The sequence below is a fragment of the Serratia proteamaculans genome (assembly GCF_004684015.1).
Lineage (GTDB): Bacteria > Pseudomonadota > Gammaproteobacteria > Enterobacterales > Enterobacteriaceae > Serratia > Serratia proteamaculans_F.
The window spans coordinates 1-11,786 of the sequence record NZ_SRIA01000014.1; the positions used below are offsets into that span (position 1 = coordinate 1).

Consider the following 11,786-nt stretch of genomic DNA (forward strand, 5'->3'; position numbering starts at 1 on the left):
TGGAGCAGTCAATACAAACATCCCAATCTCCCCGCGGCACCGTCTCGTCTGGATTTGATAAAAAACTATCATTTAGCCTATCAAAATTAACGCGATCATCATCAAAAAATGAAAGTTTCATCATTGCCGGTTTCGAAACGTTTATTTAATACTGACGCTACACCCACCGCTATCAGGAACAGAAATGATGAACTTGCCGATTGCCAATGCGCCCTGCAGTTGGGGAGTGGACGACCCTAAAAATCCGCATCTCCCGCCTTATAGCAAAGTGTTGCAGGAGGCGAGTACCGCCGGTTATCACAGCATAGAGCTGGGGCCATGGGGGTACCTGCCAACCGACGCCGAGGCCTTGAGCGCCGAGTTGCAACAGCATGGCCTGTCGCTGGTGGCAGGCACCATTTTTGACGATCTGGTCAGCGAACAGAACTTCAGCAATCTCCTTGCATTGACACATAACATTTGCCGCAATCTGTCGCAGGCTCCCAAGGCGCAGCCTATCAACGTCGGTAATTTCTCACCGCCATATCTGGTGATTATTGATTTCGGCAATCCGCAGCGGGCCAAATTCGCCGGACAGTCTTTGTTGGCACCGCGGCTGGCCGAAGCGGATTGGCAACGGATGATCGACCATATCATTACACTCAGCGAAATTGCCTGGCAGCAATATGGCGTGCGACCGGTGGTGCACCCGCACGCCGGTGGTTGTATCGAGTTTGCCGATGAAATTGAGCGGTTGGTTGAGCAAATTCCCCAGCAAACCGCCGGGCTGTGTCTGGACACCGGTCATTTGTATTACTCCGGCATGGATCCGGCCACCTGGATTGAGCGTTATTTTGCGCGCATCGATTACCTGCATTTCAAGGACGTTAACCCGCAGGTATTCCAGCAAGTGCTGGCGCGTGGGCTGGACTTCTTTACCGCCTGCGCGCAGGGCGTGATGTGCCCGTTGGGTAAGGGAGCCATCGATTACCCGGCAGTGCGCGAATTACTGGCGGCACGCGGTTATCAGGGGTGGATCACCATCGAGCAGGAGCGCGACCCGCGTCATGCGCAGGGCAGCCTGAGTGACGTAACGGAAAGCCTCAACTATTTACGAACCCTCGGTTTTTAATCAGGAGAAACGTGATGATCAACGGCATTAAACCTTTGGACCGATCCCTGCGCTGGGGGATGGTTGGCGGCGGCGGAACCAGTCAGATTGGTTATATTCATCGTTCTGCAGCACTGCGCGATGGCACTTTCTCTCTGGTAGCCGGGGCGTTTGATATTGACGCGCAGCGAGGGAGTCTTTTTGGACAGAGCCTGGGAGTCGCAGCGCAGCGCTGTTATCCGGATTACGCCACGCTATTTCGCGAAGAGGCCGCCAGAATGGATGGCATCGAGGCGGTTTCCATCGCCACCCCCAACAATACGCATTTTGCCATCTGCCAGGCGGCGCTAGAGGCCGGCCTGCACGTAGTGTGCGAAAAACCATTGTGTTTCACCGCTGAAGAAGCGCAAGCATTGATCGAATTGAGCCAAAAGCAGCATAAAATTATCGGTGTCACCTACGGCTATGCCGGACACCAGTTGATCCTTCAGGCCCGGCAGATGGTCGCCGCCGGCCTGCTGGGTGAGATCCGCATTATCAATATGCAGTTTGCGCATGGGTTCCATGCGACGGCGGTGGAGCTGGAGAACCCCAGCACCCGCTGGCGGGTGGATCCCCGCTTTGTCGGCCCCAGCTACGTATTGGGCGATTTGGCGACCCATCCTTTGTTCCTGGCAGAAACCATGGTGCCGCAGCTAAAGATCAAACGCCTGATGTGCAGCCGTCAGAGCTTTGTCAAAACCCGGGCACCGCTGGAAGACAATGCCTACGTGCTGATGGAGTATGACAATGGGGCCGTTGGCTCCCTGTGGTGCTCTGCGGTCAACAGTGGTTCGATGCACGGGCAGAAGGTGCGAATTGTCGGTGAGAAGGCCAGTCTGGAGTGGTGGGACGAGCAGCCAAACCAACTGCGATTTGAAGTGCAGGGCGAACCGGTTCGCATTCTGGATCGCGGTATGTCTTATCTGGATCCTATCGCACTGGCGGACGATCGGATTGGTGGTGGTCATCCCGAAGGGTTGTTTGAAGCCTGGTCGAATCTGTACCGGCGTTTTGCCCTGGCGATGGATGCGACCGATCGGCGGGATCAGACGTTTCTGGCCGATTTTTGGTATCCCGACGTCCATGCCGGGACAATGGGGGTGCGTTGGGTTGAAAACTGTGTGCGTTCCGCCGATGCCGGCGCCAGCTGGGTGGAGTTTCGCTAAGGCCCCATGCCGGGGCCTTGCTACAGGCTTTAATCACTGAAACTGCAAATAGGCGACCTGTGTTTGCAGATATTCCTCCAATCCGTGGCGGCCATCGGCGCCGCCAATACCGGACTTGCGCCAACCGGCATGGAAGCCCTGCATCGCTTCAAAGCTCTCGCGGTTGACGTAGGTTTCGCCGAACTTTAATTGTTTGATTGCCATCATCGCCACGTTGAGGTCACGGGTGAAAACAGACGAAGTGAGGCCATATTCGCTGTCGTTAGCCATAGCGATCGCCTGCTCAAAGCTGTCGAAGCAACAAACCGGCAGCACCGGGCCGAAAATTTCTTGGTGCATGATGTCCATCTCTTGCTGCACGTCGCAGAGAATAGTCGGCGGGAAAAAGTATCCGCTGCAGGCCTCGCGCTGGCCGCCCATCACCAGCGTCGCGCCCTGACTGACCGCTCGCGCCACTTTATCTTCCACCCGCTGCAGTGCCTCGGCGCTGATCAACGGCCCCATGTCCAGCCCGGTTTGCTGATTAGGATCGCCAAAGGAGACCTGGCGGAAGGCCTCGGTCAGCCGGGCCATAAACTGCGGATAAATCTCTCGCTGTACGTAAACGCGTTCGGTGCAGTTACACACCTGCCCACTGTTGATGATGCGTGAACTGACGATGGCTTTCACCGCCAGATCCAGATCGGCGTCGGCCATCACAATCGCCGGCGCTTTGCCGCCCAACTCCAGCGACACCCTGGTGACGTTGTCTGCCGCAGCGTGCAGCGTGGCGATACCGGCCCCGACGCTGCCGGTCAGGCTGACCATGCCTACCTTGGGGTTGGCCGCCAGCGCCTGACCCAGCTCCGGCCCGTAGCCGGTCACCAGGTTAAACACGCCGGGCGGCAGGCCAATCTCATCGGCGATTTCGGCAAACAGCAGCGCATTGCCCGGTGTCAGCTCACTGGGTTTGATCACAATAGTATTGCCGGTCACCAACGCTGGGGCGGCCTTGCGCGCAATCAGGAAGAACGGGAAGTTCCACGGCAGGATGCCAACCACCACGCCGATGGCTTTTTTGAACAGGAAGATGTTTTCATTCGGCCGGTCGCTCTGGATAATTTCTCCTTCATAGCGGCGCGCCCACTCGGCCATGTAATCGAGGTAGTCGGCGGTAAACAGCACTTCCACCTTGGCTAACTCAGGCGTTTTACCACCTTCGGTGACGATCAACTTTGTCAGTTCCGACTCTCTGTGGCGTATGCCTTCGGCCAGTCGATGTAGCCACCGACCGCGCTCAACCGCCGGTAGCGCTTCCCAGCCAGGCTGCGCGGCTTCTGCGGCGTCAATGGCCAACCTGGCCTGTTCTGCACCGCCTTGCGGGATTTGCATCATCACTTGCTCGGTGGCCGGGTTAATAACATCAATCCAGCGCCCAGTGTTGTGGGCAATAAATTCACCGTTTATATACATCCGTTTTTGGTTCTGGGTCATGGCAGGGCTCCACAGGATTATTATTAATGCCTTGTTATGGTAATGACCTTGCTGTGTTAAAAACCTTTGCCTGACTGCCAGCCTCGTAGCCAGAATGGCAGCCAGACAATCCTCTTCAGGCCACTGCCTGCCACCTGGGCAGCCTTGCGATGAATTTGTGATCCCGCTCAGCGCTATCTCTTGTATTTTGCCAGCTTCCGCCAGAACTGGCAGTCAGGCAAAGGTTGCGCGCCGGGCAATATTCATAGACTCCTTCACGCCTGTTTTTTGTCCTCATCACAAGCAACGAAGGAATCAATAACAATGAATAATGCTGTCATGTTGGGAATCCTGTGGCATCTGGTCGGCGCTGCCAGCGCGGCCTGCTTTTATGCCCCATTCAAAAAGGTTCGCCGCTGGTCGTGGGAAACCATGTGGTCGATCGGTGGCGTGATGTCGTGGTTGATCCTGCCCTGGGCGGTGAGCTATGTGTTGCTGCCGGATTTTTGGCGCTATTACAGTGCGTTCAGCTTGTCGACCCTGCTACCGGTGTTTCTGTTTGGTGCCATGTGGGGCATTGGCAACGTCAACTACGGCCTGACCATGCGTTATCTGGGCATGTCGATGGGGATTGGTATCGCCATTGGCATCACATTGGTGGTGGGCACCCTGATGACTCCGCTATTACAGGGGCGCTTTGTGGCACTGTTCAGTTCCGCCGGTGGTCAGTTGACGCTGCTCGGGGTGGCGATTGCCTTGCTCGGCGTGGTGATCGTTTCGTGGGCCGGGGTGCTGAAAGAGCGGGCGATGGGTATTCGCGCCGAGGAGTTCAACCTGCGTAAAGGGCTGCTGTTGGCGGTGATGTGCGGTATCTTCTCCGCCGGTATGTCGTTTGCGATGGACGCCGCCAAACCGATGCATCAGGCCGCAGCGGATTTGGGGATCGATTCGCTATACGTAGCGCTGCCGAGCTACGTGGTGATCATGGGGGGCGGGGCAGTGGTTAACCTGGCCTACTGCTTTATTCGTCTGGCGGTCAAAGCGGATCTGTCAGTCAAGGCCGATTTCTCGCAGGCCAAATCGCTGCTGGTGGCCAACGTGCTGTTCTCGTTACTCGGCGGCACCATGTGGTATCTGCAATTCTTCTTCTATGCCTGGGGCCACGCCAACATTCCCGAACAGTATGACTTTATCAGTTGGATGCTGCACATGAGCTTCTATGTGCTGTGCGGCGGTCTGGTCGGGTTGTTACTCAGAGAGTGGAAAAATGCCGGTCGTCGCCCGGTCAGCGTATTGTGCATCGGCTGTCTGACGATCATTCTGGCTGCCAATGTTGTCGGCTTGGGCATGGCGGGGTGATCAGCGTTTTACCCCGGCGGCAGGGCGTTCGGCGCGTTTAAAGCGCTGACGCCAGGCGCTGGGGGTGATGCCGGTTTCACGGGTGAACACCACTGAAAAATAGTTGCTGTCGTCAAAGCCACAGCGGGCGGCCACTTCGCCGATCAGTTCATCACTGCCGCGCAGCAGGGATTTGGCCCGGCAGAGTTGCAACTGGCGCAGGTAATGGCTGATGGTCATGCCGGTCTGCTGGCGGAACAGCTGCTTCAGGCTGCGCTCTGCCAGTTGATGGTGTCGGCAGAATGCCTCCAGCTCAAAACGTATGCTGCTGTCGCCCTGAATGGCCGCCATCAGCAAATCCAGTTGTTCACCTTCCGGCAGTTGGTCGTCCTGGCCGACGGCATAGCGATGGCGACGCAGGATCAGCACCAGCTGTAGAAACAGCGCCTCGGTGAGCTGGATCGACAGCAGGTCGGTTTTACGGCTTTCGAGTGCTAACTGCTGGATCACACTGCGTGCCAGTGCCATGCCCCGGGTGGTCAGACGCCAGTGAGACTGGTGCTGAGCGTTGTCCGGTGGCAGCAGTTCCGCCCAGCCGATAGCCAGTCGGAAGCGTTCCGGGCAGTAGAGTATATTGTCCAGCACCAGGTCGTTGACCGACTCATAGCTGTGGCAATCACGGTCGCGAATATAAAACATATCCCCACAGGTCACCCGCCAGGGCTGATCGTTCAGGACATGCATGCCGTTGCCGCGCCAGACAATCACGATTTCACTGAACTCATGAGTGTGCGGCGGAAATGACGATTGGGGCGCACGATCGGCCACCGCCACCGGCATCAGTGCCGACGGCAGATAATCCTCTTTGATCAACAGAAGGGGGCTTTTCACCATGGCACCTCAGGTTAAGAAATCGTTCTGCCGTAGAGTACGTGGGGAATAGCCGAACTCGCGTTTGAAAAGCGTGGAAAAGTGATTGCTGTCACCAAATCCGCATTGGTAAGCGATATCGGTGATGCGCGTTTCATCCTGCCGCAGCATTTGCCGTGCCTGCAACAGCCGCAGCCGGTTGAGGTAACGCTGCGGCGTGTTGCCGGTCTGCTTTTTCATCTGGCGATGCAGGGTGCGCAAGGGCAGGGAAAAACGATCGGCCAATTCATCCCATTTGATCTCATCACTGTAGTTTTCCGCCAGCCAGTCCAATAGCCGCTGCAGACGGCCTTCCTGATCGTCCACAGAGGCAGCGATACAGCCCTGTCGTAGCAGCACCAGCAATTGCATAAACAGCAATTCCTGCTGTGCCAAATGTTCCAGGCTGAATACCGCAGGGGTTTGTTCGAGCCGCTGAATAATGACTTGTACCTGTGTCAACAGCTTATGGTTGATACGCCAGTGCGGCTGCGATGGTTCATTGCCCGCCGGCGGCAGCAGTTGCTCCAGCCCGGCGAGAAAGCGGAAGGCATTGGGGCCGCGGTACAGCACGTTGGTCAGATGAAGATTTTCGGTTTGCTCGTAGAGATGCCGATCGCAGTCGCGGATAAAACAGACGCAGCCGCTACACAGCGTTTGTGGCCGGCCGTTCAGCACGTGGGTACCGGCGCCCTGTTCCACAATCACAATTTCGTGAAAATCATGATGATGTTCAGGAAAACTCGACTGCGGCTCCCGGGGTTCAATCGCGACCGGGTAGGGGCTTGAAGCGAAAAAATCACTGCCGTGCAGGATAGCCATCTTTCGATCTCCGTTAACCAATTTGTAACAGATACTAAAGGAGGCGTCGGGTGGTCGCCTTTAATTTGCAACGCCAAAAGCGCTGATGCCTCGTTCATTTATCAAGAAAGGCGCGGAAAAATGCCAAAGTGCGCGCAACGTCACAGGCGGTAAAAAAACAAAACGTGAGCTGTATCGCGTAAATCTTTGCCGTATTGCCAGCCCGCCTGATGGGCTGGCAGTGGTGATAAGGTGCCGTTTATCTGGGGTTTTAGACTGATGCCATCGATTCATCAGGAAGCCACCCCATGACCACTCGCAATATTGTCTCTATCGATCTTGGTGCCTCCAGCGGCCGTGTAATGCTGGGGCGCTATCAATCCGACGCCCGGACAATCAGCCTGCAGGAAATCACCCGCTTCAGTAATCATCTGGTGTCGATCGACGGCCACGACTGCTGGGATATCGATGGGCTGGAGCACGCCATACGTCAGGGGTTGCAACAGTTGGACCAGCAGGGTGTCACGCCGGACAGCATAGGTATCGATACCTGGGGCGTGGATTATCTGCTGCTCGATAGTCAGGGACGGCGCGTCGGGTTACCGGTCGCCTACCGCGACGCTCGCACTCATGGGCTGATGCAACAGGCGCAGCACGAGATGGGCGCGCAATGGCTGTATCAGCGCACCGGCATCCAGTTCTTGCCTTTTAATACCCTTTACCAACTGCGTGCCTTTAGCCAGCGCCACCCTGAATTGCTGGCCAGCGTCGCCCATGCCTTGTTGATCCCGGACTACCTGCACTATCGGCTTACCGGGCAATTGAACTGGGAATACACCAACGCCACCACCAGCCAATTGCTGAATATTCACAGCGGCGACTGGGATTCGGAACTGCTGACCTGGGCCGGAGCCAAAGCGGCCTGGTTCGGTCGTCCGACCCCGCCGGGCAATACCCTCGGGCATTGGCGGATGGCCAGTGGGATGCAAGTGCCGGTGATTGCAGTGGCCACTCATGATACTGCCAGTGCGGTGCTGGCAACGCCGCTACGAAGTCAATACGCCGCCTACCTCAGCTCCGGTACCTGGTCGTTGATGGGCTTTGAAAGTCAGCATCCTTACACCGGCGCGGCGGCGCTGGCGGCCAATATCACCAACGAGGGCGGCGCGGAAGGGCGGTATCGGGTGTTGAAAAACATCATGGGCCTGTGGCTGTTGCAACGGGTGTGTGAGGAACTGAATGTCACCGATCTGTGCCAACTGGTCGAACAGGCGGCGGCGCAGCCAGGCTGCCGATCGCTAATCAATCCCAACGATCCGCGCTTTATCAACCCGACATCGATGGTGCAGGAGATCCGGCAGGCCTGCGTTGAGCAGGGAATACCGACACCGCAAACGCCCCCGGAACTGGCGCGCTGTATTTTCGACAGCCTGGCGCTGCTGTACCGACAGGTGCTGGGCGAGTTGCAGACCCTGCGCGGGCACCCCTTCAGCCATTTGCATATCGTCGGCGGTGGTAGCCAGAACCCGTTGCTCAACCAGCTTTGTGCCGATGCCTGCGGCATCCCATTGTCGGCCGGACCAGTCGAAGCCTCGACGCTGGGCAACATCGGCAGTCAACTGATTGCGCTGGGTGAGGTGGCGGATGTTTCTGCTTTCCGGCAATTGGTGGCCGACAACTTCCCGCAACAGACTTTTTCACCGCAGCCGTTCGAGGCCTTTACGGCCAACTGGCGGCGGTTTCAGACGCTTAATCCCGCGACCAAGGAGCTTTGCTTATGACCCGACTTATTGAACAGGCGTATGAGTTCGCCAAAACGCGTTTTGAGGATCTCGGTATCGACGTCGAGCAGGCGCTGACGCAATTGGATCGTATTCCGATCTCAATGCACTGCTGGCAGGGCGATGACGTACGCGGTTTTGAAAATCCGCAGGGGGCGCTGACCGGTGGTATTCAGGCCACCGGCAATTATCCGGGCCGGGCAACCAATGCCAACCAGTTGCGCGCCGATCTGCAGCGGGCCATGTCGCTGATCCCAGGGCCAAAGCGGGTGAACCTGCATGCGATCTATCTGGAGAGCGAGGTGCCGGTGGAGCGTAATGCCATTGAACCGGCACACTTTAGCCACTGGGTGGAATGGGCCAGGGCGCAGGGACTGGGGCTGGATTTTAACCCGAGCTGTTTTTCACACCCTCTGAGCAGTGACGGCTTCACCCTGGCCCATGCCGATCCGGCGATTCGCCGCTTCTGGATTGAACATTGTCAGGCCAGCCGCCGGGTTTCGGCCTATTTCGGCGAACAGCTTGGCACGCCATCGGTGATGAATATCTGGGTGCCGGATGGCATGAAAGACCTTACCGTCGATCGTATGGCGCCGCGCCAACGCCTGTTGAGCGCGCTGGATGAGGTGATCAGCCAACCGCTGGATCCCCGCCACCATATCGACGCGGTGGAAAGCAAACTGTTCGGTATTGGCGCCGAGAGCTACACCGTCGGCTCCAACGAGTTCTATCTCGGCTATGCCACCAGCCGCCAGGTGGCGCTGACGCTGGATGCCGGGCATTTCCATCCGACCGAGGTGATTTCCGACAAAATCTCTACCGCCATGCTGTTTGTACCGCGTCTGTTGCTGCACGTCAGCCGTCCGGTGCGCTGGGACAGCGACCACGTGGTGCTGCTGGATGACGAAACCCAGGCCATCGCCCATGAAATTGTGCGCCACGGCCTGTTTGACAAGGTGCATATCGGCCTTGATTTCTTCGATGCGTCAATCAACCGCATCGCCGCCTGGGTGATCGGCACGCGCAATGCTCGTAAGGCACTGTTGCGCGCGTTGCTGGAGCCGGTGGAATTACTGCGTCGTCTGGAAAATGACGGCGACTACACCGCGCGGCTGGCGATGCTGGAAGAGCAAAAATCGCTGCCGTGGCAGGCAATTTGGGAGATGTACTGCCTGCGTCATGAGGTGCCCGCCGATGCCGGCTGGCTGGGCGAAGTTCGCCAATACGAAAAACAAATTCTCAATCAACGTTAAGGGTGCCGTATGCAACAACTTCTTTCTTCATGGTTTGTTCAGGGCATGGTGAAAGCCACCGCGGACATGTGGCTGAAAGGCTGGGATGAGCGTAACGGCGGTAACGTCAGCCTGCGCTTGCTGGATGAAGAGGTGCAGCCGTACGCGGCGGATTTTTATCCGCAACCGCGTCGCGTTGAACTGAGCCAACCGGCGGTGGAACTGGCTAATTGTTGGTTCCTGGTGACCGGCTCCGGCAAGTTTTTCCGCAATGTGCAGCTCGATCCGGCCGATAGCCTGGTATTGCTGCGCATTAGCGAAGATGGCCACGCCTACAGTATTCACTGGGGGTTGACCAACGGCGGTTTGCCGACGTCGGAGCTGGCCTCGCACTTGCAGTCACACTGCGTGCGCAAAACCCTGACCGACGGGCGTGACCGGGTGATTATGCACTGCCACGCCACCAACCTGATCGCCCTGAGCTACGTGCTGGAGCTGGACTCGGCGAGTTTCACCCGCATGCTGTGGGAAGGGAGTACCGAGTGCCTGGTGGTGTTCCCGGACGGCGTGGGTATTGTGCCCTGGATGGTGCCGGGTACCGACGGCATTGGTGAGCAAACCTCGCAGCAGATGGGGTCGCACTCGTTGGTGCTGTGGCCGTTCCACGGTATTTTCGCCAGCGGTCCCTCTTTGGACGAGGCCTTTGGGTTGATCGACACCGCGGAAAAATCGGCGCAGGTGTTGGTGAAAGTGCTGTCGATGAACGGCATGAAGCAAACCATCAGCAAAACGCAGTTGATCGCGCTCGGCGAACGCTTCGAGGTTAAGCCCTGGGCGGCGGCGCTGAATGTGGTGCGTGAGCTATGATCCGCAAGGCGTTTGTCATGCAGATACACCCCGATGCACATCAGGAATATCAGCGTCGCCATACGCCAATCTGGCCGGAGTTGGCGCAGACCTTAAAGCAACATGGTGCGCATCATTACAGTATCTTCCTTGATAGCGAGCGCAACCTGCTGTTCGCGGTGGTGGAGATTGAGTCAGAAGCGCGCTGGCAGGCCGTCGCAGCTACCGAGGTATGTCAACGCTGGTGGTTGTCGATGCGTGAACTGATGCCCAGCCATGCAGATAACAGCCCGATCAGCGAGGCGTTAACCGAAGTGTTTTATCTGGAGTAGTGTGCAGGCGGGGGATATCCCGCCTGATTGCCATTCAGGCGCTGGCGCCGTCAAACGGATGGATTTTCAACGAATCCAGTGCCAACTCAGGCACACAGCGAAGATTGACGGCGCACATTGCCGCACCGTCCGGGCCTTTTCCGTAGGCAAAAGCCTCTGTACCGCAGGTCTGGCAGAACTGGTGTTGGATGATGTGTTTGTTAAAGGTATAACCGCGAAGTAGGTCTTCACCGCTGTTCAGCACAAAGCTGTCGATCGGGAAAAACGCCAGCAGCATACCTTTACGGCGACAGATTGAACAGTTGCAACTTAGAGCCTCGTGGGGCAGATCGGCGTTCACCGTAAAGGTGACGGCACCGCAGTGACAGCTACCTTGAAATGACATAATGGACTACCTGCTGAAAACCTCAGTTCGCCCAATTATAGTTCACTTATTCACCATGTTGATTTGTCCGGGGCATACATCCGGGGGGGAATGTGGATTCTGTGGTTCGAGCCATTAGAAACATCTTTAAATTCTGTTAAGTTAGCCACTAGCCTAATCACAAGGAGATAACGATGTTAGAGCAATACTATCCGGCGACGATGAGCTCCAAACCGATCACGGATGAACAGCATAAAAGACTGGTAGCAGTGCAAGCAGCGTTAGAACTGATCAAGGCCACGCTGTCTGATACCAACGACGGTAACGGCGTGGATTTTCAGTTGAAAGCCGCTGAAAAGCATATTGGCCCGATGGCTGATGCCATTCAGGAAGCGCTGAAATAAATCCCGCTCCCGATAATCAACCGCCCCAG

12 protein-coding genes are annotated in these 11,786 nt (G+C 57.0%); 8 read left to right on the forward strand and 4 right to left on the reverse strand.

Features of this window, described 5'->3' with window-relative positions:
- Window positions 1–187 precede the first annotated feature (187 nt).
- Together E5C26_RS10270 and E5C26_RS10275 are read left to right on the forward strand one after the other, a co-directional pair.
- A complete protein-coding gene (locus E5C26_RS10270; RefSeq protein WP_135316215.1) occupies window positions 188–1,111 on the forward strand; it encodes a TIM barrel protein in 924 nt (307 codons plus the stop codon).
- A gap of 14 nt (window positions 1,112–1,125) precedes the next feature.
- Entirely contained in the window at window positions 1,126–2,298 is a 1,173-nt protein-coding gene (locus tag E5C26_RS10275; protein ID WP_135316205.1) for a Gfo/Idh/MocA family protein, read from the forward strand.
- 33 nt (window positions 2,299–2,331) lie between these two features.
- On the opposite strand, the gene aldA is transcribed toward E5C26_RS10275, so the two are convergent.
- Window positions 2,332–3,771 carry an aldehyde dehydrogenase gene (aldA, locus tag E5C26_RS10280; RefSeq protein WP_135316206.1) on the reverse strand — a complete coding sequence of 480 codons (1,440 nt, stop codon included), beginning with the start codon at window positions 3,769–3,771 and terminating at the stop codon, window positions 2,332–2,334.
- A gap of 303 nt (window positions 3,772–4,074) precedes the next feature.
- Between aldA and rhaT the strand changes: the two genes are divergently transcribed.
- On the forward strand, window positions 4,075–5,109 hold the full coding sequence (gene rhaT / locus E5C26_RS10285) for an L-rhamnose/proton symporter RhaT (RefSeq protein ID WP_135316207.1): 1,035 nt from the start codon (window positions 4,075–4,077) through the stop codon (window positions 5,107–5,109).
- Here the strand turns inward: rhaT and rhaR are convergent, their stop codons facing one another.
- Together rhaR and rhaS are read right to left on the reverse strand one after the other, a co-directional pair.
- On the reverse strand, window positions 5,110–5,979 hold the full coding sequence (rhaR, locus tag E5C26_RS10290; RefSeq protein WP_260516243.1) for an HTH-type transcriptional activator RhaR: 870 nt from the start codon (window positions 5,977–5,979) through the stop codon (window positions 5,110–5,112).
- A gap of 9 nt (window positions 5,980–5,988) precedes the next feature.
- Window positions 5,989–6,819, reverse strand: coding sequence for an HTH-type transcriptional activator RhaS (gene rhaS / locus E5C26_RS10295; RefSeq protein ID WP_135316209.1), 831 nt, complete (start codon window positions 6,817–6,819; stop codon window positions 5,989–5,991).
- Between the two features lie 287 nt (window positions 6,820–7,106).
- Between rhaS and rhaB the strand changes: the two genes are divergently transcribed.
- Genes rhaB through rhaM form a run of 4 tightly spaced genes read left to right on the forward strand, consistent with a single transcriptional unit; the run spans window position 7,107 to window position 10,989 of the window.
- Window positions 7,107–8,579, forward strand: a complete 1,473-nt coding sequence (gene rhaB / locus E5C26_RS10300; protein ID WP_135316210.1) for a rhamnulokinase — start codon at window positions 7,107–7,109, stop codon at window positions 8,577–8,579.
- Complete coding sequence (locus E5C26_RS10305) at window positions 8,576–9,832, forward strand: L-rhamnose isomerase (protein WP_135316211.1); 1,257 nt, start codon at window positions 8,576–8,578, stop codon at window positions 9,830–9,832. Before rhaB ends, E5C26_RS10305 begins: the two co-directional genes overlap by 4 nt.
- Window positions 9,833–9,841: 9 nt before the next feature.
- Window positions 9,842–10,678: a rhamnulose-1-phosphate aldolase gene (gene rhaD / locus E5C26_RS10310; RefSeq protein WP_135316212.1), complete on the forward strand. Its 837-nt coding sequence runs from the start codon at window positions 9,842–9,844 to the stop codon at window positions 10,676–10,678.
- A complete protein-coding gene (gene rhaM / locus E5C26_RS10315) occupies window positions 10,675–10,989 on the forward strand; it encodes an L-rhamnose mutarotase (protein WP_135316213.1) in 315 nt (104 codons plus the stop codon). The genes rhaD and rhaM overlap by 4 nt, the downstream gene beginning before the upstream one ends.
- A gap of 34 nt (window positions 10,990–11,023) precedes the next feature.
- Here rhaM and E5C26_RS10320 read toward each other — a convergent pair whose 3' ends face one another.
- Window positions 11,024–11,374: a GFA family protein gene (locus E5C26_RS10320; protein ID WP_135316214.1), complete on the reverse strand. Its 351-nt coding sequence runs from the start codon at window positions 11,372–11,374 to the stop codon at window positions 11,024–11,026.
- 173 nt (window positions 11,375–11,547) lie between these two features.
- Here E5C26_RS10320 and E5C26_RS10325 point away from each other — a divergent pair, with 173 nt between their 5' ends.
- Window positions 11,548–11,757 carry a hypothetical protein gene (locus tag E5C26_RS10325; RefSeq protein ID WP_037422351.1) on the forward strand — a complete coding sequence of 70 codons (210 nt, stop codon included), beginning with the start codon at window positions 11,548–11,550 and terminating at the stop codon, window positions 11,755–11,757.
- Window positions 11,758–11,786: the final 29 nt, after the last annotated feature.

What these genes read in the sequence shown, in the direction of transcription:
- E5C26_RS10270 (WP_135316215.1), top strand. Translation starts at nt 188, where the DNA reads ATGAACTTGCCGATTGCCAATGCGCCCTGCAGTTGGGGAGTGGACGAC.
- E5C26_RS10320 (WP_135316214.1), bottom strand. Translation starts at nt 11,374, where the DNA reads ATGTCATTTCAAGGTAGCTGTCACTGCGGTGCCGTCACCTTTACGGTG.
- rhaM (WP_135316213.1), top strand. Translation starts at nt 10,675, where the DNA reads ATGATCCGCAAGGCGTTTGTCATGCAGATACACCCCGATGCACATCAG.
- rhaD (WP_135316212.1), top strand. Translation starts at nt 9,842, where the DNA reads ATGCAACAACTTCTTTCTTCATGGTTTGTTCAGGGCATGGTGAAAGCC.
- E5C26_RS10325 (WP_037422351.1), top strand. Translation starts at nt 11,548, where the DNA reads ATGTTAGAGCAATACTATCCGGCGACGATGAGCTCCAAACCGATCACG.
- rhaS (WP_135316209.1), bottom strand. Translation starts at nt 6,819, where the DNA reads ATGGCTATCCTGCACGGCAGTGATTTTTTCGCTTCAAGCCCCTACCCG.
- rhaB (WP_135316210.1), top strand. Translation starts at nt 7,107, where the DNA reads ATGACCACTCGCAATATTGTCTCTATCGATCTTGGTGCCTCCAGCGGC.
- E5C26_RS10305 (WP_135316211.1), top strand. Translation starts at nt 8,576, where the DNA reads ATGACCCGACTTATTGAACAGGCGTATGAGTTCGCCAAAACGCGTTTT.
- rhaT (WP_135316207.1), top strand. Translation starts at nt 4,075, where the DNA reads ATGAATAATGCTGTCATGTTGGGAATCCTGTGGCATCTGGTCGGCGCT.
- aldA (WP_135316206.1), bottom strand. Translation starts at nt 3,771, where the DNA reads ATGACCCAGAACCAAAAACGGATGTATATAAACGGTGAATTTATTGCC.
- E5C26_RS10275 (WP_135316205.1), top strand. Translation starts at nt 1,126, where the DNA reads ATGATCAACGGCATTAAACCTTTGGACCGATCCCTGCGCTGGGGGATG.